Source organism: Pseudomonas fragi (genome assembly GCF_025426255.1).
GTDB lineage: Bacteria > Pseudomonadota > Gammaproteobacteria > Pseudomonadales > Pseudomonadaceae > Aquipseudomonas > Aquipseudomonas kulmbachensis.
Window position 1 is genome coordinate 5152288 of record NZ_CP104861.1, and the last position, 20270, is coordinate 5172557.

General features: G+C 57.3%; 19 protein-coding genes, 2 tRNA genes and 1 pseudogene. 7 read left to right on the forward strand and 15 right to left on the reverse strand.

The features are described from left to right. Window positions 1–192 precede the first annotated feature (192 nt). The gene (locus N7D90_RS23640) at window positions 193–858 is read left to right on the forward strand and encodes an FKBP-type peptidyl-prolyl cis-trans isomerase (RefSeq protein WP_261740235.1); all 666 of its coding nucleotides are present in this window, start codon (window positions 193–195) and stop codon (window positions 856–858) included. Between the two features lie 57 nt (window positions 859–915). Here the strand turns inward: N7D90_RS23640 and rsd are convergent, their stop codons facing one another. The 8 genes and pseudogenes from rsd to N7D90_RS23680 all read right to left on the reverse strand — a co-directional run. Continuing rightward, window positions 916–1386 (reverse strand): sigma D regulator, encoded by a 471-nt coding sequence (gene rsd / locus N7D90_RS23645; protein ID WP_261742519.1) that lies wholly within the window; start codon window positions 1384–1386, stop codon window positions 916–918. Window positions 1387–1578: 192 nt separating this feature from the next. After that, window positions 1579–2106 carry a disulfide bond formation protein B gene (locus tag N7D90_RS23650; protein ID WP_261740236.1) on the reverse strand — a complete coding sequence of 176 codons (528 nt, stop codon included), beginning with the start codon at window positions 2104–2106 and terminating at the stop codon, window positions 1579–1581. Window positions 2107–2333: 227 nt separating this feature from the next. Next, on the reverse strand, window positions 2334–3575 hold the full coding sequence (locus tag N7D90_RS23655; protein ID WP_261740237.1) for a heme biosynthesis protein HemY: 1242 nt from the start codon (window positions 3573–3575) through the stop codon (window positions 2334–2336). Further along, window positions 3572–4699 (reverse strand): uroporphyrinogen-III C-methyltransferase, encoded by a 1128-nt coding sequence (locus tag N7D90_RS23660; RefSeq protein ID WP_261740238.1) that lies wholly within the window; start codon window positions 4697–4699, stop codon window positions 3572–3574. Before N7D90_RS23660 ends, N7D90_RS23655 begins: the two co-directional genes overlap by 4 nt. A 16-nt stretch (window positions 4700–4715) precedes the next feature. Beyond that, complete coding sequence (locus N7D90_RS23665; RefSeq protein WP_261740239.1) at window positions 4716–5483, reverse strand: uroporphyrinogen-III synthase; 768 nt, start codon at window positions 5481–5483, stop codon at window positions 4716–4718. Further along, window positions 5480–6421, reverse strand: coding sequence for a hydroxymethylbilane synthase (gene hemC, locus N7D90_RS23670; RefSeq protein WP_261740240.1), 942 nt, complete (start codon window positions 6419–6421; stop codon window positions 5480–5482). The genes N7D90_RS23665 and hemC overlap by 4 nt, the downstream gene beginning before the upstream one ends. A 127-nt stretch (window positions 6422–6548) precedes the next feature. After that, complete coding sequence (locus N7D90_RS23675; RefSeq protein WP_261740241.1) at window positions 6549–7295, reverse strand: LytR/AlgR family response regulator transcription factor; 747 nt, start codon at window positions 7293–7295, stop codon at window positions 6549–6551. Next, window positions 7292–7411 (reverse strand): annotated as a pseudogene (locus N7D90_RS23680) (sensor histidine kinase); the annotation flags it as partial. The pseudogene N7D90_RS23680 and the gene N7D90_RS23675, both read right to left, overlap by 4 nt. A 271-nt stretch (window positions 7412–7682) precedes the next feature. On the opposite strand from N7D90_RS23680, the gene argH reads away from it, so the two are divergent. After that, window positions 7683–9077, forward strand: a complete 1395-nt coding sequence (gene argH / locus N7D90_RS23685) for an argininosuccinate lyase (RefSeq protein WP_261740242.1) — start codon at window positions 7683–7685, stop codon at window positions 9075–9077. A 142-nt stretch (window positions 9078–9219) separates the two neighbouring features. Here the strand turns inward: argH and N7D90_RS23690 are convergent, their stop codons facing one another. Further along, on the reverse strand, window positions 9220–9879 hold the full coding sequence (locus tag N7D90_RS23690; RefSeq protein ID WP_261740243.1) for a glutathione S-transferase family protein: 660 nt from the start codon (window positions 9877–9879) through the stop codon (window positions 9220–9222). Window positions 9880–10009: 130 nt separating this feature from the next. On the opposite strand from N7D90_RS23690, the gene N7D90_RS23695 reads away from it, so the two are divergent. Beyond that, window positions 10010–10294 carry a hypothetical protein gene (locus N7D90_RS23695; protein ID WP_019824424.1) on the forward strand — a complete coding sequence of 95 codons (285 nt, stop codon included), beginning with the start codon at window positions 10010–10012 and terminating at the stop codon, window positions 10292–10294. Between the two features lie 8 nt (window positions 10295–10302). Here the strand turns inward: N7D90_RS23695 and dibA are convergent, their stop codons facing one another. Further along, window positions 10303–12225, reverse strand: coding sequence for a phosphodiesterase DibA (gene dibA, locus N7D90_RS23700; protein WP_261740244.1), 1923 nt, complete (start codon window positions 12223–12225; stop codon window positions 10303–10305). A 149-nt stretch (window positions 12226–12374) separates the two neighbouring features. Between dibA and desA the strand changes: the two genes are divergently transcribed. After that, on the forward strand, window positions 12375–13559 hold the full coding sequence (gene desA, locus N7D90_RS23705) for a delta-9 fatty acid desaturase DesA (RefSeq protein ID WP_261740245.1): 1185 nt from the start codon (window positions 12375–12377) through the stop codon (window positions 13557–13559). A gap of 80 nt (window positions 13560–13639) precedes the next feature. Here desA and gabT read toward each other — a convergent pair whose 3' ends face one another. From gabT to gabD, 3 genes are read right to left on the reverse strand one after another with little or no spacing between them, the layout of a single operon-like run. Then, the gene (gene gabT, locus N7D90_RS23710) at window positions 13640–14923 is read right to left on the reverse strand and encodes a 4-aminobutyrate--2-oxoglutarate transaminase (RefSeq protein WP_261740246.1); all 1284 of its coding nucleotides are present in this window, start codon (window positions 14921–14923) and stop codon (window positions 13640–13642) included. Between the two features lie 8 nt (window positions 14924–14931). After that, the gene (locus tag N7D90_RS23715; protein WP_261740247.1) at window positions 14932–15063 is read right to left on the reverse strand and encodes a hypothetical protein; all 132 of its coding nucleotides are present in this window, start codon (window positions 15061–15063) and stop codon (window positions 14932–14934) included. Window positions 15064–15100: 37 nt separating this feature from the next. Then, window positions 15101–16543, reverse strand: a complete 1443-nt coding sequence (gabD, locus tag N7D90_RS23720) for an NADP-dependent succinate-semialdehyde dehydrogenase (protein ID WP_261740248.1) — start codon at window positions 16541–16543, stop codon at window positions 15101–15103. Window positions 16544–16890: 347 nt separating this feature from the next. On the opposite strand from gabD, the gene N7D90_RS23725 reads away from it, so the two are divergent. From N7D90_RS23725 to N7D90_RS23735, 3 genes are all read left to right on the forward strand, one after another. Then, window positions 16891–16967 (forward strand) — tRNA-Arg (locus N7D90_RS23725). 207 nt (window positions 16968–17174) lie between these two features. Beyond that, window positions 17175–17265: transfer RNA gene (locus tag N7D90_RS23730), tRNA-Ser, on the forward strand. A gap of 159 nt (window positions 17266–17424) precedes the next feature. After that, a complete protein-coding gene (locus N7D90_RS23735) occupies window positions 17425–17841 on the forward strand; it encodes a VOC family protein (protein ID WP_261740249.1) in 417 nt (138 codons plus the stop codon). Between the two features lie 88 nt (window positions 17842–17929). Here the strand turns inward: N7D90_RS23735 and N7D90_RS23740 are convergent, their stop codons facing one another. Next, complete coding sequence (locus tag N7D90_RS23740) at window positions 17930–19411, reverse strand: YdgA family protein (protein WP_261740250.1); 1482 nt, start codon at window positions 19409–19411, stop codon at window positions 17930–17932. Window positions 19412–19540: 129 nt separating this feature from the next. Further along, window positions 19541–20185, reverse strand: coding sequence for an NADH:ubiquinone oxidoreductase subunit N (locus N7D90_RS23745; protein WP_261740251.1), 645 nt, complete (start codon window positions 20183–20185; stop codon window positions 19541–19543). Window positions 20186–20270 lie beyond the last annotated feature (85 nt).

Sequence of the window (20270 nt, forward strand, 5' to 3'; positions counted from 1 at the left end):
CGCTAGGGCATGTTGACACTAAGGTTAGCTGCGGGTTGCATGACGTTGAAAAACTTGTGCTGGATCAATCTTTAACGGTCAGTTCGGGTAAATTTTGCGAATGCTTCAACGTCTTCTACAGCCCCGAATAAAATCATCGGCGCCCGCTTGAGCGCAGGCATAATCGCTCGCACATCACGCCGGAGAACCACCATGCCGCGTTACCTGTTTTTGACGTTGTTGTGCCTTGCGCCTGTGGCTCACGCAGCCCCTGCACCACCCCCCGACGCTGCGCACGACCTCGCCTACAGCATGGGCGCCAGCCTGGGTGAGCGCTTGCGCCAGGAAGTGCCTGAACTGCAGATCCAGGCATTGATCGAGGGCCTGCGCACGGCCTATCAAGGCAAGCCGCTGGCCCTCAGTGAGGAGCGCATCGGGCAGATTCTGACGCTGCATCAAGCGCAGAATGATCCTTCACAAAGCCAGGCCGCGGGCAACACCGGGCAGAGCGCCGAAGATGATTTTTTATTCAAAGAAAAACAGCAGCCGAAGGCTCACGAGTTGGCTGACGGGATTATCCTGACCGAGCTCAAACCCGGCACTGGGGCAAAACCCGGCGCACAGGATTCAGTCTATGTGAGCTATGTGGGCCGCCTTCCCGATGGCACGGTGTTCGACCAAAGCACCCAACCGCAATGGTTCCGCTTGGACAGCGTAATCGCTGGCTGGCGCAGTGCGCTGGTGCAGATGCCCGTCGGCGCCAAATGGCGATTGGCGATTCCTTCAAGTCAGGCTTACGGGGCAGAGGGCGCCGGGGACTTGATCGCGCCCAACACGCCGCTGGTATTTGAAGTCGAGTTGTTCTCGATCAGAAAGTGACTGCCGTACAACGAAAAACGGCGCGCAATTGCGCACCGTTTTTAGCTCGGCTACTGCTTAAGCCTGAGCTGCTTCTTTCTGTTTGTGCGCACTGTGCAGCACTTCGATCAAACAATCTTCAAGCTCAAAGCGCTCGTCCAGCAGAGCACCAAGGATCTTGATCTCTTCTGCAAGCTTGTCGCAGTCAGGGCGATGGGCTTTGCCGTCACAATGATCATTGAAAGCCAGAGCAGCTTCGGTAATCACGTTGATTCTCGGGTAGATGGTCGCAGCCAATGCAATCCCGCGCTCATCATTGAAAGCCTGGGCCTCCTGATTGAGCTGTTCATAAATCTCGAAATGACCTGCCGAGACGTAATCAACCAGGATCTGGCAAAACTCTTTTTGAGGCCCGCGCTTGGGATTATTTTGCTGATCAATCAAAGCAGCATAAGCCTTCACAAGTTTACGGCGCTCATGCAGCCAGCGATCAATCAACTGGTGGACGCCGTTGAAACGTTCCTGAGCACTCTCACATCTTTCGAGCATGATGATCTCTCTTCCCTTGTGGGCCCATGCCACCCGACTTCAGCCGGGCCTATGTGAACCAAAAACCTGCGCGAGTGCACCGGCATTGGGCGGCATAACTCCAGTAATACGTGCGGGCCAGATTATGCCCGCGCGGCAACTGCTTCAAGGTACGCACGAGAGAAAGTTCATACAAGCGTTTAATCCTGGTTGCTACTTCACGTCGCATCCACGCGGGAATTTTTCGGCATAGATTGAGCGAATTATCTGAAAGATGCTCAGTACAAGCAGGCCGATAAAGGCCAGCAGGCTTAACTCGGGAACGCTCAAGTCAAACACGGTCCAGTGAATATGCGCGCAGTCTTCACTGCCTCGGTAAAGCATCGAGAAAAATTCACCCGGCGAAAGGTCATGCCAGACACACGCCAGATCCGGCTGACAGGACATCAAGTGTTCAGGCCCCGATATTTGCAGCTGCATCTGCCTCAATGCGATCACAGCGCCGCAAAGTGCCAGTAGCGAAGATGCCGTGGAGTAACACCACATGCCAAAACGCTGCGGGCCCTGTACAGAAGCCATCAGGTTCACGAGACAGAACACCAGCAAGAAAAGGCGCTGCACTTGGCACAACGAGCAGGGCTTGAGCCCCGACCCATATTCAAGGTACAGAGCACAGCCCATCACCAGCGCGCCTACGAGAAAGGCCAAAAAGAAAGTAAAGCGTGAGCTGGCCAAGAACATGGCTTTTCCGTAACAAAAGAGACAGTTGGTTACGGTAGATGAAAGCCATTGGCCCTTTCAAGCTGGCCCTCTGCGGATACGTCTGGAAGCGAGTAGGGAATTGCCAACGGAAGCTGGACGTAACGAGAGCGAATCACGTAGGACAAATCGACTAGCACCGTACTAAATTATTACCACAGGCAGCCTGACACGCGTAAAGACACACGTCAGGCTGCCTGTTTGAACGTTTAAAGACTCGTGGCCGTTGCTGGCAAAGGCAGGGCCAGCAAGCGCTCATCCAGCAAATTCAAACCTTCCTGGAACAACTGATTGCTGCGCGACGTATCACCCAATTGGGCCAACAGGCGCGCCAGTTCCGCGCAGGTTTCAGGGTTGCGCTCTACCTGCAGGCTGTTTTCAAGATAATCCCGCGCCTTGCCCCACAAGCTGTTCTGCAAGCACAGGCGACCCAGGGTCAAAAGCAAGCTGGCGTCCCCAGGGTGCGTTTTGAGCCATCCTTCGGCGGTCTGCAACTGCTTCACCGGATCGCTGCCACGCAGCAGGCCATAGAGCCGCACAAGGTGACTGTCGTAATTACGCTTGAGCGCTCCACGCAAGACTTCTTCGGCTTCGGCTTGCGCGCCCAATTGACGCAACTGCTCGGCGTAGGCCAGAACCAGCGCGGGCTCCTGGCGCTGAGCTGAAGTGAGCTGTTGCCAGGCGCGCTGCAGCGATTGCAAGCCCGCCTCGCCTTCGGTTTCACGCTGAGCCGCAAGGCTCAGATTTTGCCCCCAGGCCCGACGCTCCAGCTCTGCCAGTTCCTTGCTCGGCAAGACTTTGTCCTTGCGCAACTCCGGCAGCAAGCGAATCAGTGCCGCCCAGTCGCCACGCTGCTGGTGCAAGCGCTGCAACTGGCGCAACACCTGCACGTTATGCGGATGGCGCTCGTGCATGGCTTGCAAGGTCACCAGCGCGCCATCGGTATCGGCTCGATCCACCTGCAATTGGGCATGGCTCAGGGCAATCGCCAATTCGGCTTGTGGCTGACGTTCCAGCGCACGTTCGAGCAGGTTGTCGCTTTCTTCGTAGTGCCCTTGTTCGTTGGCCGCACGTGCGGCGCCCAAGTAGTAGAGCAACGGCTGAGGCTCGGCCTCGGCTGCCCGCGCCAGGTGTTTCTGTGCGCTGGACCAGCGCCCCTCGGCAAGGTCCATCTGGCCTTGTTCAATGGCGATTTGTACCCGACGGCTGCGATTGCGCCGTGACCAAGGGTTCACCAATCCGGTAGACGCGGTGACCAGCTCCACCAGCAGTTTAATGCCCCAGATCAGCAGCCACAGGACGGCCAGCAAGGCGAGCGTCGCCCATACGCTGGATTCGTAGCGGAAGTTTTTGTAAGCGATCAGCACATAGCCCGCGTCTTCAGCGATTGCCAGGCCGATGCAGGCCGCTGCTGCAATCAACAAGAACACAATCACGTAGAAGCGCTTCATGGAAGTGCCTCCTGCGCAGGGCTGGCAGCCGCTTGGCCCGGTTCGTCAGCACTGACATGCCGTCGCTCCAGATAGGCCTGTACTGCGCTCAGAGCGCCAGCAAGGTCCGGGGTTTTAACCGTGACCGGCTGTTTGCTGAGCGCAATCACTTGCTCGAGGATTTTTTTGCTCTGCGGGTTATCCGCATTGAAGTTGCCCTTGAGGACGTCTTGCGCTTGCGCCAAGGCCTGGGTGTAAACCGACTCCTGGCCATTGAGCGCGGCCCATTGGGCTTGCTCCAGCGCCAGGCTCAGTGCCAGACGAACCTGAGTCAGACTTTGGCCCGCCAACAGTGGACGCACGTTTTTGTCGGCATTGAAATCAATCCGAATGTAGTGCGATATCTCATCCCACCACTGGGACCAGCGACTCGCGCCATCGCCATCTGCGGTCAGGCTCGCCAAGGAATCACCTTGATTCTGATAGGCCGGGGCCAGAGCGTTAAGCTGCACCACCTGGTCCCGCAAGGCCGCCAATTGCAAAAACAGCCCCGTGCGATCCGGCTGTTCGACGCTGCGCAGTGCCGTCAGGCTTTTGGCCAACTGTTCACGTGCGGCGAAAGAACCGGGATCGTTTTGCTCACGCAAAATGGCGTCCGCGCCCTGTACCAGGGCCTGGGCGCTGCTGATGTCCTGCAGTGCCGACAAGCGCAAGGTAGCCAAACGCAACAAGTGCTCGGCCTCGGCCAAGCGCCAGTCCTTGCGGCTCTCGCCCAATACGGTCTCGAGGCGCTGGTTCAGACGCTGCTGATCACCTTGCAACTGCACAACCAATTGGCGCTGGTTATCCAGTTCACCGGCGGAGGGCAATTGATTAAGGCGCGTCAACAATTGCTGCTCGCCCTGTTTGATCGACAGCGTTTGCGCCGCCAGAGCGGGCACGTCACTTAATTGCTGCTCGGTGCTGGCTTGCAGTTGACGCACCTGCCACACACCCCAGCCGCCGACGGCAACACCGGCAGCGCCCAGCAACAGGGCAACAACGGCCAGGCCATTACCGCGACTCTGCGGCGCAGTGTCAGGTTTTTTAGCCGGCGCTTCTGGCGCGGGCTGCACTTGATCTTTGGACAAGACTGTTTCGCTCACGAATCCATCCTTTGCATTAGAAAGCAGGTGCGGGATGCTCCCGCAGCGCCGCCAGCAAAGCCGTGGCGCTCGCACCACGACAATCCACAACGTTTTGCGCCCCGGCGCTGCGTGCTATCTCAGCAACCCGAGGGCTTGGAACAAACAACGGCAGACATCCAAGCTGCGGCCAGGTATCGCCTGCCAATTGGCGTAAATGTTCAAAACCCTGCCCACTGCTGACCACCAGCGCGTTCAGGCGTTCCACTTTAACGCGCTGGTACAGGGTCGCAGGCGGGTATGACGGCAGTTCACGACGATAGAGTTCAAGATAGTCGACCTGTGCGCCCACGTTGCGCAGCCGGTCCGCCAGCATCTCGCGACCGCCCTCCCCGCGCAGGATCAACACCCTGGGTTGATGACCAGCAACCGCGCGTTCAAATTCAGGCATCGCCAACAGGGCTTCGCTGTCATCCCCCCCTTGAGGGTAGCTAGCATCGAGGCCATGGTCGGCGAGAATCTGCGCAGTCGCGGCGCCGACGCTAAACCACTTCTGCCGGGGCGCTTGCGCCCAGTACTGGCTGACCAGCTCAAGCCCCAGACGGGCCGCAGGCTTGCTGACCACAATCACCGCGCAATAACGGTCAAGAGCCGCCACCAGCCCTCGCTGGGCATCAGTCAACGCCAACGGCCGGATCGCCAGCAAGGGCAAGCTGCTGCTAAAAATACCGGCAGTAGCCAGCTCATTGGCCAAGGCTACCGACTCTTCGGCAGGCCGGGTCAGCAACAAGCGCCAGCCTGTCACTCGTGACCTGCCTCACCATAAACGGCTTTGAGAATATCCCCGGCACCTTGAGCCAGTAGCGCCTCGGCCACTTGCACACCCAGCTCGGTGGCAGCAGCACGTGGCGCACGGGCGTCGGCACTCAGCAGCACGCCACCACTGGGCTCCCCGACCAGACCGCGCAGCCAGACTTGCTCGCCTTCCAACACGGCATAGCAGGCAATTGGCACTTGGCAGCCACCATTGAGGTGCTTGTTCAACGCACGCTCTGCAGTGACTCGCACCGCGGTGTCTGCATGATGCAATGGCGCCAGCAGGGCATGAATTTCGGTATCTGCGTTGCGGCACTCAATGCCAACGGCACCTTGGCCGCCAGCCGGCAGGCTGTCTTCAATACTGATTGGCGAAGTGATGCGATCCTCAAAGCCGAGGCGGATCAGACCGGCAGCAGCCAGGATAATGGCGTCGTATTCACCCGCGTCGAGCTTGGCCAGACGGGTATTGACGTTGCCGCGCAAAAAGCGGATTTCCAGGTCTGGACGACGAGTCAGCAATTGGGCCTGACGGCGCAGGCTGGAAGTGCCGACAATGCTGCCTAGAGGCAAATCGTCGAGGCTGGCGAAGGTGTTGGAGACGAAAGCATCACGCGGGTCTTCGCGCTCACAGATGCAAAACAGACCGAGGCCTTCAGGGAAGTCCATCGGCACGTCCTTCATCGAGTGCACGGCGATGTCGGCTTCGTTTTCGAGCAGGGCGGTTTCCAGCTCCTTGACGAACAGCCCCTTGCCGCCGATTTTCGACAGCGGCGAGTCCAGCAGCTTGTCACCACGGCTGACCATGGGCACCAGCGTCACCACAATACCGGGGTGAGCCTGCTCTAAACGGGCTTTAACGTATTCGGCCTGCCATAGAGCCAGGGCGCTTTTACGGGTAGCGATGCGGATTTCGCGAGAGGACATGGATCAATCCGTACTGAAAAGATACGGCTGATAATAACAGCTCAGCCAAAACAGCTTTGACTTGTATCAGAAAGTCCGCGGCCTCCCTGGCCCAAAAACGGCGCGCCTGCGCCTTTTTCAGCACGAATCACAGTTGCTGCATCATCTTGCGCACACCCGCCACGTGCCGACGACTGACGATCAGCGCATCCCCGTTAAGCCCCCGCAGGAACAGCTGGAAATGCCCCAGCGGCGTACGTTGCAGACGCTCGATCCGATCCCGCGCCACCAGTGCATTGCGGTGAATACGCACAAAGCGTTCACCGAATTCGTCTTCGAGTGCCTTGAGCGGTTCATCGAGCAAGACCTCGCCGCCAGCGTGACGCAAGGTCACGTATTTATGGTCAGCGATAAAGTAGATCACTTGGTCGATGGGGATCAGCTCAATACCTTTTCGGGTTCTGGCACTGATATGGCTGCGCGGCCCGCTACCGGTTTGCGCGGCAGGTCGGGTGAGCGCGGCCAGTTGGATGCGATTGGGGCGGTGAGCCTCTTTCAAGGCGGCGCTCAGATCCTGAGCAGTAACCGGCTTGAGTACATAGCTGACACCGCTGTCTTGCAGGGCCTCCACGGAAAACTCGTCAGGCGCCACGCAAAACACTACCGAGGGCGGTAGTTCGCGCTCGCATAATTTGGCTGCAACCTGCAACCCGTCGAGGCCCGGCAGGCGGATATCGAGTAAAACGACATCCGGCTTGTGGTTTTCGATCAGGGTTAACGCCTCTTCGCCATTAGTGGCGCCAGGCTCCAGCAACGTATAGCCCCCAAGCGAGCTGAGCAAATGGCTCAAATGCTCGCGGGCCAGGGTTTCGTCATCAACGATCAGGACATTCATATAGCGCTGTATTCCTGCGTGAGTCTCGCACAAGGATAGCGTAGACAGGTGAAGTGACGACTGTCACGGCGATCCACGCTAAGACTAGCGCGAAGGCCAAAAAGTGCCGCAAACCTCACAGCAAAATTCACCTGTATCGGTTGCTCGATTTAATACCGGATACGTCTGGCAATCTACAAAGACCTGCAATGACTGATCCATACGACCAACTGTAGACGGTTGCCAAGACGAAAGTATTCAAACGATACATTTCGTTTCTGAAATTTGTTTATACCGCACTTCACACTAAAAACCTGCCGTGCTGCGTCAACGCCATGAATGGCAACCCTGTTATGATCCGCAGTAACTTTTTGTGTAACTCCCCCTCAGCCGATTACGAGCGAATCCATGAGCACCGACAAGACCAATCAGTCCTGGGGCGGCCGCTTCAGTGAACCCGTCGACGCCTTCGTTGCGCGTTTCACCGCCTCCGTCACTTTCGACCAGCGCCTTTACCGCCACGACATCATGGGCTCCGTGGCTCACGCCACCATGCTGGCCAAGGTCGGCGTGCTGACCGATGCCGAGCGCGACAGCATCATCGAAGGCCTGAAATCCATCCAGAGCGAAATCGAAGCCGGCACGTTTGACTGGCGCATCGATCTGGAAGACGTGCACATGAACATCGAGGCGCGTCTGACCGACCGCATCGGCGTGACCGGCAAAAAGCTGCACACCGGCCGCAGTCGTAACGACCAGGTGGCTACCGATATCCGCCTGTGGCTGCGTGATGAAATCGACCTGATCCTGGCTGAAATTACCCGTCTGCAAAAAGGCCTGCTGGAGCAAGCCGAGCGCGAAGCCGAGACCATCATGCCTGGCTTTACCCACTTGCAGACCGCACAGCCGGTGACATTCGGTCACCATATGCTGGCCTGGTTCGAGATGCTCAGCCGCGATTACGAGCGCCTTGTCGACTGCCGCAAGCGCACCAACCGCATGCCGCTGGGCAGCGCTGCGCTGGCAGGCACCACCTACCCGATCGACCGTGAATTCACGGCTCAACTGCTGGGTTTTGACGCCGTGGGTGGCAACTCGCTGGACAACGTATCCGATCGCGACTTCGCCATCGAATTCTGCGCAGCTGCCAGCATTGCGATGATGCACTTGTCGCGCTTCTCCGAAGAGCTGGTGCTGTGGACCAGTGCGCAATTCCAGTTTATCGATTTGCCTGACCGCTTCTGCACCGGCAGCTCGATCATGCCGCAAAAGAAAAACCCTGACGTACCAGAGCTGGTACGTGGCAAAAGTGGCCGTGTATTCGGTGCACTGATGGGCCTGTTGACCCTGATGAAAGGCCAGCCATTGGCCTACAACAAGGACAACCAGGAAGACAAGGAACCGCTGTTCGACGCAGCCGACACCTTGCGCGATTCGTTGCGCGCATTTGCCGACATGATCCCGGCGATCAAGCCCAAGCACGCGATCATGCGTGAAGCGGCGTTGCGTGGCTTCTCGACCGCCACCGACCTGGCCGACTACCTGGTTCGCCGTGGCCTGCCGTTCCGTGATTGCCACGAAATCGTCGGTCACGCCGTGAAGTACGGCGTAGAAACGGGTAAAGATCTGGCAGAGATGAGCCTCGAAGAACTGCGTCAGTTCAGCGATCAGATCGAAGACGATGTGTTTGCCGTGCTGACCCTTGAAGGCTCGGTCAATGCCCGTGATCACATCGGCGGCACCGCGCCAGCCCAGGTGAAAGCAGCGGTTGTTCGCGGCAAGGCCTTGCTGGCTAACCGCTAGGCCTCAAAGCGGCTCCCCGGCGGGAGCGCGCAGGCTCGCGAAAGTTGTTATCGATACCGCGTTTTGCTGGATAAACGCGATGTTCTTGAGACCTTCGCGAGCAGGCTCGCCCCCACACTCGGGGCGACACCCTATATGCCGGTTATTTCTTGCTGCTGATCCAGGCCAGAAACTGCGGCATGGCCGCCTCTTTTTCAGCGGCAATTTTCTGCACGTGCGGGTTTTGCTCCAGTCGCTCCAGCAGCGCCTTGGCGCCCGGCATTTCAGCCAGCAAGTCCAGGCCAAACACCTTGTGCCCCACTGCACACGCCAGGCTGACGCTGTAGACAAAGTAAATATCTGCCACGCTCAACGTCTCGCCCGCCACATAGGGCGCAAATTTGCCATGGCGGCCCAACGAAGCCATGCCCTCCAGCAACTCGGTTCGAGCTTTTTCCTTGATCGCGTCCGGCACTTGCATGCCGAAGAATGCTTCGGCGTAGCACGCACGCGCAGGCAATTCGATGTACAGCTCGATTTCCTTGACCAGCGCCAGCACTTGAGCACGCTCAAACGGATCAACCGGCAGCAGTTTCGGGCCCGGCTGGGTCTGCTCGATATACTCGAGAATCACGCTGGTCTCGTTGATAAAACCCTGATCTACGCCCAGTACCGGGACTTTTCCGCGCGGGCTGATGGCTAACGCTTCAGGGGTTTTACCGGCAAAAAAAGGGACTTCTTCAAAGGGCACGCCCTTTTCCATCAGCGCCAGCTTGACCATGTTGTAGTAATTGCTGACTGCGAATCCATAAAGCTTGAGCATTACAAAGCCTCCAGGCCGTGTTGGGGTTGGCTGCGATGGTTATAGTGCTTTGCCGTCAGAGTGACCAGCAGCATCACCGGACTGAATACAAATACAGTTAGACTGCAGGCCTTTACTTAAGGAGCCTGCCATGAGCGAGCCAGTTGATATCGATAACGAAGAAGAAGAGTTCGCCGAGTCCACGCTGATTCAGGCAATTGAGAACCAGATTGAAAGTGACAACCCGCCTGCCGCTAAAGCCACGTTCAATAAGCTGACGCTGGTCGGCTATGAGCGCGAAGACATCTTGCAGATGATGGCCCACGTGCTGGCCGTAGAGATTGACGCAATCCTCGAAGAGGACCGCGCCTTCAACACCGAGTGGTATGAAACAGCCTTGCGTGCACTGCCAACCTTGCCGCCCGAGAAGAACTGAACCACGGTTCAGGCGCGAATTACGGGGGCTCGCTGCCAGTCCAGGTCCTTGGCAGGCATCGGGCGCCCGAACCAGTAGCCCTGGCCCAGGTTGCAGTTGAGGTCGAGCAGGAACTGCGCCTGCTCGACTTGCTCTATCCCCTCGGCATGCACCTGCAAGCCCATGCTTTGACCTAGCGCGATGACCGCACGCACGATGGCCACATCGTCATTGTCCGCGGGTAACCCGGCCACAAATCCCTGATCAATTTTCAGCTTCTGCACAGGTAGTTGCTTGAGCCGCAGCAGCGATGAAAAGCCGGTTCCAAAATCATCAATGGCCAGACGCAAACCCAGCGCTCGCAGACGGTGCATTTGCTCCAATGCGACTTTCGAGTTGTCCATCACTGCGCTTTCGGTCACTTCAAGCTCCAGCAATGCCGGGGCCAGCCCCGTATCTGCCAGAACTGTTGAAACCAACGTGTACAGCTCAGGCCGAGTAAACAACCGGCTGGAAATGTTCACCGCCACGAACGACAACTCCACGCCAGCCGCTCGCCACTGAACCATCTGCCAACAGGCTTGCTCCAGCACCCAGGCGTCGATTTCAGCAATCAACCCGGTACGCTCGGCGATCGGAATAAATTCACCCGGTGACAACAGCCCCCGCAGAGGATGCTCCCAGCGCACCAACGCCTCGACACCAATCAGGCGGCTGGTCGGCAAGTCGTGCACCGGCTGGTAGTACACACGCAGCTCCTGCTGCTCCAGGGCTCGACGCAAATCACTGGCCACCTCAATCCGGTACTGTGCATGGGCCGTCAGTTCTTCGGTGTACAAGGCGTAGCCTTCACGCCCGGTACTTTTGGCCTTGAACAGCGCCGAGTCAGCATTGCGCAGCAATTGCTCCGCGTTCAATGCATCGCTGGGAAAGACGCTGATACCGACACTGGCACTGATAAACAGCTGATGCTTATCGATCTCGAATGCGCCCTTCATGACTTCCAGAACCTGTTGCGCGAAGGCTGCGGCCTGAGTCACTTGCGGGCAGTTATCGACCAGCACGGCAAATTCATCGCCACCCAGGCGCGCCACCGTGAAGCCCTTGCCAAAGATGCGCTGCAAGCGATCGGCGACCGCTCTGAGCAACTGGTCGCCGATGTTATGACCAAGGCTGTCATTGATGATTTTGAAGTGATCGAGATCAATCATCAGCAACGCACAGCCGGTCTGGTGGCGTTGCGAGGAAGCCAGTACCTGCTCTGTACGGTCAGTGAACAACAAGCGATTTGGCAAGTCAGTCAGGGGGTCGTGGTGAACCAGCCGCGCCAGTTCGGTCTGGGAATTCTTGATCGCGGAAATATCTGAAAAGACCGCGACATAGTGAGTGACCTGACCCTTGTTATCGGTAATCGAGCGGACGGTCTGCCACTGCGGATAAATCTCGCCACTTTTGCGACGGTTCCAGATCTCGCCATGCCAGTGGCCGCTTTCGTCTATCGACTTGAACATCGCTTGGTAGAACGCAGGCCCATGGCGACCCGACTTGAACATGTTAGGACGATGACCCAGCACTTCCTCGGCCGTGTAGCCGGTAATTTCGACCAGAGCACGGTTCACATGCACGATCACACCGCAGCTATTGCTCACCAGCACGCCTTCGCGAGTGCAGTCAAAGACCACAGCCGCCTGGCGCAAGCGCTCTTGATCCTGGCGCTGGCGCTTCAAGCCAGGGCTCATACCCAAAAAACCGCAAAGACGAGCCCGGGCGAAAAAAATCAACACGGCACTGAAAAAAGCAAAAACATAGCCATTTATCAGCTGCCACTGCGCCAACTGCGCTGAATCATCGAAATAGCTGTTCAATAAATGATCAGTTACCTGCAGCCATAAAACCGATAGCAGCCCGTATAAGAAGGCCGTACGCAAGGCATCGCGAGAGGAAACAGACATAAGAAAGTAAAGACACCTACAAAAAAGTGAGAATTATAGTGTAAGAAACATCCAGCCACTCTTATCTGAAAGGCCGACTGGTTTTATCTGGCTGCATGGTGATAATGCATGTTGCAGTTTTTTTCATTTTTCCGAGGGCCAAACAGCCTATGTGGTACAACGGTTTTCTCGACTTGTCAGCCTGGCAACTGGTTGCAGTCACTCTGTTGATGACCCACGTGACCATTATCGGTGTCACGGTTTATCTACACCGCTACTCAGCCCATCGCTCGCTGGAGCTCAACGGTGGCCTGAAACACTTTTTCCGTTTCTGGCTGTGGCTGACCACGGCACAGAACACCCGTGAGTGGACTGCCATCCACCGCAAGCACCACGCCAAATGCGAAACCGTGGATGACCCGCACAGCCCGGTGATCAAAGGGTTATCGACCGTTTTGCGAAAAGGTGCAGAGCTGTATCGCGAAGAAGCTCAAAATCCTGAAACATTGCGTATTTACGGCAAAAATTGCCCCGAAGACTGGATTGAGCGAAATCTTTATTCGCGTTACAAAATGCTGGGCGTGGCGATCATGCTGGTCATCGACCTGCTGTTGTTCGGCGCCATCGGCCTGACCATCTGGGCCATTCAGATGATGTGGATCCCGGTATGGGCTGCTGGCGTGGTCAACGGCCTGGGGCACGCGGTGGGTTATCGCAACTTCGAGTGCCGCGACGCCGCCACCAATCTGGTGCCTTGGGGCATCATCATTGGCGGCGAAGAGCTGCACAACAACCACCACACCTACCCCAACTCGGCCAAGATGTCGGTCAAGAAGTGGGAGTTCGACCTGGGCTGGGCCTGGATCAAGGTCTTCAGCTTTTTGCGCCTGGCCAAGGTCCAGCGTGTTGCACCTATTGCCCACCGGGTAGAAGGCAAAGGCAACCTGGACATGGACACCGCGATGGCGATCCTCAACAACCGCTTCCAGATCATGGCTCAGTACCGCAAGCTGGTGATCGCGCCGCTGGTTCAGCAAGAGCTGGCCAAGGTCGATCACTCAGTGCGTCACCAGTTCCGTCGCGCCAAGCGTCTGCTTTCCCGTGAGACCAGCCTGCTGGAAGAGCGCCATCACCAGCGTATTGAAACAATGCTGGAGCACAGCCACTCGCTCAAGGTGATTTACGAGAAACGCCTTGCCCTGCAACAGATCTGGGTCAAGACCAGCACCAATGGTCACGACATGCTGGCGGCGATCAAGGAATGGGTACACGAGGCAGAAGCCAGCGGGATTCAGTCGCTGCGCGAGTTTGCCCATCAGCTCAAGACTTACTCGTTACGGCCTGCAACGGTGTAAAAAACCGCCTCCTCTCAAACGCAAAAAAACCGCCGAGGCGGTTTTTTTGTGTCTCAGGTCACACCCTCAGTGGGCGGGACTCAAGCCAGTTCAGCGAAGCATTCTTCGATGATGGCCAGGCCTTGGTCCAACTGCTCGTTTGGCGAGGTCAACGGAACCAGAACGCGCAGAACGTTGCCGTAAGTGCCGCACGACAGCAGGATCAAGCCTTTATCGCGAGCCTTGGCAACCACTTGGGCTACCGCAGTCGGGTTTGGCTTGTGCGAGTCGCCGCCTTCGAACAGCTCGACCGCAATCATCGCGCCCAACGCACGTACGTCACCGATGACCGGGTACTTGGCCTGAATAGCCTTGAGGCCAGTCACCAGACGCTCGCCGACTTCTTTGCAGCGATCCAGCAAGTGTTCTTCTTCAAACACCTCAAGTACCGCCAGCGCCGCTGCGCAAGCAATCGGGCTACCGGCGTAAGTGCCGCCCAGGCCACCTGGAGCGATAGCGTCCATGTACTCGGCCTTGCCGCACACACCGGCCAGCGGGAAGCCGCCAGCGATGGATTTGGCGAAGGTGGTCAGGTCGGCAGTCACGCCCATCTGTTCCATGGCGAAGAAGGTGCCAGTACGGCCAGCACCGGTTTGCACTTCGTCAGCGATCAGCAGGATGCCGTGCTTGTCGCACAGCTCACGCAGGCGGGCCATGAACGCTTTCGGCGCCACGTAGAAACCGCCTTCGCCCTGAACCGGCTCGATGATGATTGCAGCAATGTCTTTAGGCTCGGCGTCGTTCTTGAAGATGCGCTCGATGCTGGCGATGGAATCATCAACCGTGATGCCATGCAGTTCGCACGGGAACAAAGCGCGGAAGATACCGCCTGGCATCAGACCCATGCCCGCCGAGTACGGTACGACTTTACCGGTCAGGCCCAGAGTCATCATGGTGCGACCGTGGTAAGCGCCGGTGAAAGCGATCACGCCAGCACGGCCAGTCGCAGCACGGGCGATTTTCACGGCGTTTTCAACAGCTTCGGAACCGGTGGTGACCAGCAGGGTTTTCTTGTCGAAATTGCCCGGCACCTTGGCGTTGATCTTTTCACACAGCTCAACGTAAGGCTCGTAAGCCAGAACCTGGAAACAGGTGTGGGTCAGCTTGGTCAATTGGTCTTGCACGGCGGCAATGATTTTCGGGTGCAGGTGACCGGTGTTCAGTACCGCGATACCGCCCGCGAAGTCGATGAACTCACGACCTTCAACGTCGGTTACGGTGGCGTTCTTCGCCGACTCGGCAAAGATCGGATGGATCTGGCCAACACCGCGCGGGACAGCGGCTTCACGGCGTTTCATCAGAGATGCGTTGGTCTTGTTGCTCATGGTGTTCCTCATTCGCCGCTCATCAAGCGGCGTGGTTCAAGGCTGACGCGCCAGGAAGACATCAATGCCAGCATGCGATGATCGACTGGCATGGCGCTCCCGGCCACAAAAATTAACAGTTTGAAACGCAGGGGAAGCATCGCTCTCGTGCCCCCTCTGCTTGAACCACCCGCCGGGTTAGATGCCCAGGCAGAGATATTTGATTTCCAGGTAATCTTCGATGCCGTACTTGGAGCCTTCACGACCCAGGCCCGAAGCTTTGATACCGCCGAAAGGCGCGACTTCGTTGGAGATCAGGCCGGTGTTGACGCCTACCATGCCGTATTCCAGGGCTTCTGCCACACGGAATACACGGCTCAGGTCGCGGGCATAGAAGTACGACGCCAAGCCGAACTCGGTATCGTTGGCCATTGCGATCACTTCAGCTTCGTCTTTGAAGCGGAACAGTGGCGCCAACGGGCCAAAGGTTTCTTCCTTGGCTACGGCTGCGTTTTTTGGCACGTTGATCAGAATGGTCGGCTCAAAGAAGCTGCCTTCAAGACTATTGCCGCCAGCCAGCAGGGTCGCGCCTTTGCTCAGTGCGTCAGCAATGTGCTCCTTGACCTTGGCCACGGCCTTGTCATCGATCAGGGGGCCGGTGGTGGTGCCTTCGTCCAGACCGTTACCAATCTTGAGTTTAGCCACGGCAACTTTCAATTTTTCGGCGAACGCGTCGTAGACCGAGTCCTGAATGTACAGGCGGTTGGCGCAGACGCAGGTCTGGCCGTTGTTACGGTATTTGGAAATGATCGCGCCTTCGACGGCCTTATCCAGGTCCGCGTCGTCGAACACGATGAAAGGTGCGTTGCCGCCCAGTTCCAGCGACACTTTTTTGATGTCTTTGGCGCATTCGGCCATCAGCTGGCGACCGATTTCGGTCGAACCGGTGAAGGACAGTTTGCGCACGATCGGGTTGCTGGTCAGCTCGCCGCCGATGTCGCCTGCGCTACCGGTCACAACACTCAGCACGCCTTTCGGGATGCCGGCACGGTGCGCCAGCTCAACCAGCGCCAGCGCCGAGAACGGGGTTTGCGAAGCTGGCTTGATCACCATCGTGCAGCCAGCGGCCAGGGCCGGGCCCGCTTTACGGGTGATCATGGCAGCCGGGAAGTTCCACGGAGTAATCGCAGCGGTCACGCCGATCGGTTGCTTGATCACGATCAGGCGCTTGTCTGGCTGATGGCCCGGGATCACGTCGCCGTAAATGCGCTTGGCTTCTTCAGCGAACCACTCGATGAACGAGGCCGCGTAAACGATTTCACCCTTGGCTTCGGCCAATGGTTTACCTTGTTCCAGGGTCATCAGGCGGCCGAGGTCGTCCTGGTTTTCGATCAGCAGCTCAAACCAGCGACGCAGCTTGGTTGCACGCTCTTTAGCGGTCAGGGCACGCCAGGCTGGCAACGCTTTGTCAGCGGCTTCAATGGCGCGACGGGTTTCAACCGCACCCATTTTTGGCACTGTACCGATGATTTCACCGGTAGCAGGGTTGTTGACCTTGATTGTCTGGCCACCGTCCGCATCAACCCAAGCACCATCGATATAGGCTTGTTGGCGGAACAACTGTGCGTCTTTGAGCTGCATGTGGGCTTTCCTTAACAGCACCGCGCAGGCGCGGAGCGAATTATTAAAGTAGAAAGGCGCCGTAGAAGGCTGCCGTCAGGAAGTCATTCACTGCCAAAGTATCTAAATGACGCACAAACAGTAGGCCGTGCGGTTCAGCACTCAGACAAGAGCGTTTGAAATCTCAAACGAATCCTAGGGTCAAAGGGGGTAAAGGACAATAGCCTGTTCGAAAAAAAGAACAAGCGGTACTGTTTTACCACTTTCTCACCCGGCCCCCATTAATAGCCCATAACGCACCAAGAAACACCTGACGAATCAGCAGCATGGACGGGCGACACACAGATGAGTATTATGGCGCCCGCGTCGCACCAGTAGCTCAGCTGGATAGAGTACTGCCCTCCGAAGGCAGTGGTCGTGGGTTCGAATCCCGCCTGGTGCACCATTTTCTATCCCTTGTTCAAGGGAATAGCGTTCCCGCCCTGGGAACCGATGATCGAAAGCAACATCTTCCCAAGCATTTTTGACTGCTACCGAGAACCCGGTAAGTCGTTACACGCCTGTTTTTCGGGATTTTTCAGCTCTTTGTAAGCCAAATTAAATTTTCTATGGGCAACTGACGAAAGGCTGGTTACTATACGCGGCGTTTCGCGGAGAGCTGGCCGAGTGGCCGAAGGCGCTCCCCTGCTAAGGGAGTACACCTCAAAAGGGTGTCGGGGGTTCGAATCCCCCGTTCTCCGCCATTATTTGCTGCACGCGGTCCAAAATGCGTTCCCTTGTTCAAGGGAACCGCGTTTCCTCCCCCCTCCCTCTTAAGTAATCCCGACGTGCATTTGCGCGTGGTTTTGTCGCGCCTGCACAAAACTGGCTACAGTCCATCTTCCCGTTACGGAGGACGACCCATGTTCAGCCATATTCAGATCGGTGCACGTGACGTGCCCGCATTGACCCTGTTTTACGACGCTGTGCTCGCAACGCTGGGGTTGGTGCGTCTTGGCCTCGATGAAGAGGACAGCAGCCCTTCAGGGGCCGGGTGGCACCGCCCTGGGCATTATTGGCCGCAGTTCTACATTCAATTGCCGATCAATGGATTGCCCGCGACTTGGGGTAATGGCGTGCAGGTCAGTTTTAGCGCGCATTCGGTCGAGCAAGTTGATGCGGCATGGCAGACGGCTATGCAAATGGGCGGAACTGATGAGGGCCCACCCGGCAAGCGTCCGCAATATGGTGACGACTATTACGGTGCGTATTGCCGCGACCCGGAGGGCAACAAGTTGTGCTTTGTGTTTGCCAAGACCTTGTTGCCTGAGCTGGCGTGACTCGAAATACGAGCGTTGGCTACGGCATAAATCCAGTGCGGGAGTCGGGCAAGCCCGTTCCTGCACTGGATCTGCAGCTACAGGGTTATTACTGCGCGGCTACACCGCCAAAGCGGGTCGTCATTGCAGTGATGAACTCTTCAAGGCTCATCTTCTGACCATTGAGGTCCACTTGGCCCGCCGCATAGTTGAGCGATGCCAGGATGTTGTTGCCGTCCACCTTGGCCAGCCCGGTTTGCACCGCCATCACACCTGCCATCTCGCTGTTCATGCTGGCCATTTTGGCAACGGCTTGCGGATCAGTTTGACCGACCAGTTGTGCCTGAACAGCCGACAAGTCAGCAATCATCGGCTTGGAAAGCAGCAGCTTTGCATCCAGCGTGGTCAGCATCTGCTTGGTGACTTCGACAGGCGGCAGCTCAAACGAAGCCGGCTTGGCCAGGCTCACGGCCACATTGAACTGGCTTTCGCCATTGGCCGTCTTGACCGTGAGTTTTTCCAGCGCCAGCTGCGGGTTACCGGCCAGCAGTTTTTCAACCTGCGCCTGCATCAGGACTTGCTCGGCCGGGGTCAGCGGCGTTTGCGGCAAGGTGCCGTCAGCTTGAGGCTGGAACTTGGTCTGGTAGATCTGCAACAGTGCTTGCATGGCCGGAATGTCCAGGCTGCTGGCAGTCATGACCATTTGCGCGCTACCCACTGGCTTGCCGTCCAGGGTGATGTCGCCCACGTTGTAGGTCAGACGCCCGGACAACAGACTGCCATTGGCGGAAGCAGAACCCGCGTATTCGAAGTTCTTGATTTTGGCTACTGATTGAGCAACGCCAAAGGTCAATTGGCCTTCGGTCAGCTCCAGCACGTTCTGGCCGAGATAAAAACCATAGGCGCTTTTATTCAGGTCGCTGGCCAAGGTCAGACCATTGAGCTCGACCACTACTGGCGGCTTATCAAGCGAGGCTGCATTGATCTTGAGGTGATCCATGTAGCCTTTGGCTTTGATATTTTGGCCGTCGGCATCGGCCTGAGCATCCATGGTCAGCCCCGAGAAACTGATGCTGGAGTTCTCGTCCAGCTTGGCCTCCAGTGCCAGCAGCTCCATTTGACCATCAACCGAGCGGTTGTAACCCAGCGTGACCTGGCCTTTGAGCGGTGCCTGATCCTTGGCTGCGGCAAACCATTTTTCAGTAAACGGGGTTTTTTCCAGCGCGTAATTGCTGACCGCCATTACTGGCATCCACTTGAACGTCTTGATGCGCGACCACGGCAACGGGCCATGCTCGATGTTGTCCACAAACAGCAGTTCCAGCGGCGGAGCGTCAGGGCCCGAGGCCTCGTCCTGAATTTTCAGGCGGTAGTGCGCGGTACTGCTATAGAGGTGGCGATCAAGGGTAACCAGTTCGATCGTGCCGTGAGTGGTGGAGCCTTGCAGTTGCTTCGCCAACTCCTGGTTGGTCTGCTGAATCGAGGTCTGCAGCACACCCTCGAGTTTAGTACCGGTGTACCACGCACCAGCAGTGTTCAGTGCCCCTGCAACAACTACAATCCCAGCCAGTACGCCTAATGGTTTATTCATCAATTGACCCGTTCAATGTCCGTTGTGTTGAAAGAAAATGCGGTCTTTGCCAAGCCCGTCATGGGCCGAAAGTGATAGCAGGTTAACACTGGCAACAGCGCAAGCGCTGTTCTTGAGTGACGCCAGACCTCATGCCGGCTGGGCGTAATGTTGGTCTATTTCGTCAAGTTGATGGTCAAAGCTCTTGAGGCTGGCGCTCCAGGTGTACACCAGAACTTCCAGATCGTGATCAATGCAGGTTTCACCTACAGAGTTGAAGGAAACGTCCGAATAATCCAGTTGATAGCGCTCACGGGCCATCGCTGCCGCGACATCCGATAGCTCTCGTGCGTGGTCGAGCCATTGGCGTTCTTCGGATGGCAGGGCCTTGTCGAGTTTCAGGCATTGGGTTTTCAAGGCATCGAGACTTTTTTCCAGCGGGGTGCCGGTGAGTTCGCCCATGAACTCCTGGAAGGTACGGCCCGGTTGCCAGTAGCTGCCCCAGAAATAGCGATCGAATACCGTCTCGACCCGACGTAGCGCGACTTTGGTGTCCCAGATCAGAACCCGGGTCTGGCCTTGGGCGATCTGGCGCTTTTTGATTTGGCGGGTTTGAACCGAGGCACAGGCCACAACCACGATGGCCAGCACGGCGATCAGGGCACTGACGCTGTCGAGGAAGATCATCGCCTTGTCGATTTGGTGCGCCAGCATGATGCCGTAGAAATACGTCGCCGAAAGCAGTACTACTGCCGCCACTGCACACCAGAAACCGGGAGCATAAGGGTTTTTCATTATTAGTATCCCCATCAGGCATGGTCTGCACGATGAGGAGGGCTATAGAGACCCGCAGACGCCCTGAGCCATCGTTCTGATACCG

Coding starts and splice junctions, on each gene's coding strand:
- N7D90_RS23640 (WP_261740235.1), top strand. CDS start 193: ATGCCGCGTTACCTGTTTTTGACGTTGTTGTGCCTTGCGCCTGTGGCT.
- rsd (WP_261742519.1), bottom strand. CDS start 1,386: ATGCTCGAAAGATGTGAGAGTGCTCAGGAACGTTTCAACGGCGTCCAC.
- N7D90_RS23650 (WP_261740236.1), bottom strand. CDS start 2,106: ATGTTCTTGGCCAGCTCACGCTTTACTTTCTTTTTGGCCTTTCTCGTA.
- N7D90_RS23655 (WP_261740237.1), bottom strand. CDS start 3,575: ATGAAGCGCTTCTACGTGATTGTGTTCTTGTTGATTGCAGCAGCGGCC.
- hemC (WP_261740240.1), bottom strand. CDS start 6,421: ATGTCCTCTCGCGAAATCCGCATCGCTACCCGTAAAAGCGCCCTGGCT.
- N7D90_RS23675 (WP_261740241.1), bottom strand. CDS start 7,295: ATGAATGTCCTGATCGTTGATGACGAAACCCTGGCCCGCGAGCATTTG.
- argH (WP_261740242.1), top strand. CDS start 7,683: ATGAGCACCGACAAGACCAATCAGTCCTGGGGCGGCCGCTTCAGTGAA.
- N7D90_RS23690 (WP_261740243.1), bottom strand. CDS start 9,879: ATGCTCAAGCTTTATGGATTCGCAGTCAGCAATTACTACAACATGGTC.
- N7D90_RS23695 (WP_019824424.1), top strand. CDS start 10,010: ATGAGCGAGCCAGTTGATATCGATAACGAAGAAGAAGAGTTCGCCGAG.
- dibA (WP_261740244.1), bottom strand. CDS start 12,225: ATGTCTGTTTCCTCTCGCGATGCCTTGCGTACGGCCTTCTTATACGGG.
- desA (WP_261740245.1), top strand. CDS start 12,375: ATGTGGTACAACGGTTTTCTCGACTTGTCAGCCTGGCAACTGGTTGCA.
- gabT (WP_261740246.1), bottom strand. CDS start 14,923: ATGAGCAACAAGACCAACGCATCTCTGATGAAACGCCGTGAAGCCGCT.
- N7D90_RS23715 (WP_261740247.1), bottom strand. CDS start 15,063: ATGCTTCCCCTGCGTTTCAAACTGTTAATTTTTGTGGCCGGGAGCGCC.
- gabD (WP_261740248.1), bottom strand. CDS start 16,543: ATGCAGCTCAAAGACGCACAGTTGTTCCGCCAACAAGCCTATATCGAT.
- N7D90_RS23735 (WP_261740249.1), top strand. CDS start 17,425: ATGTTCAGCCATATTCAGATCGGTGCACGTGACGTGCCCGCATTGACC.
- N7D90_RS23740 (WP_261740250.1), bottom strand. CDS start 19,411: ATGAATAAACCATTAGGCGTACTGGCTGGGATTGTAGTTGTTGCAGGG.
- N7D90_RS23745 (WP_261740251.1), bottom strand. CDS start 20,185: ATGAAAAACCCTTATGCTCCCGGTTTCTGGTGTGCAGTGGCGGCAGTA.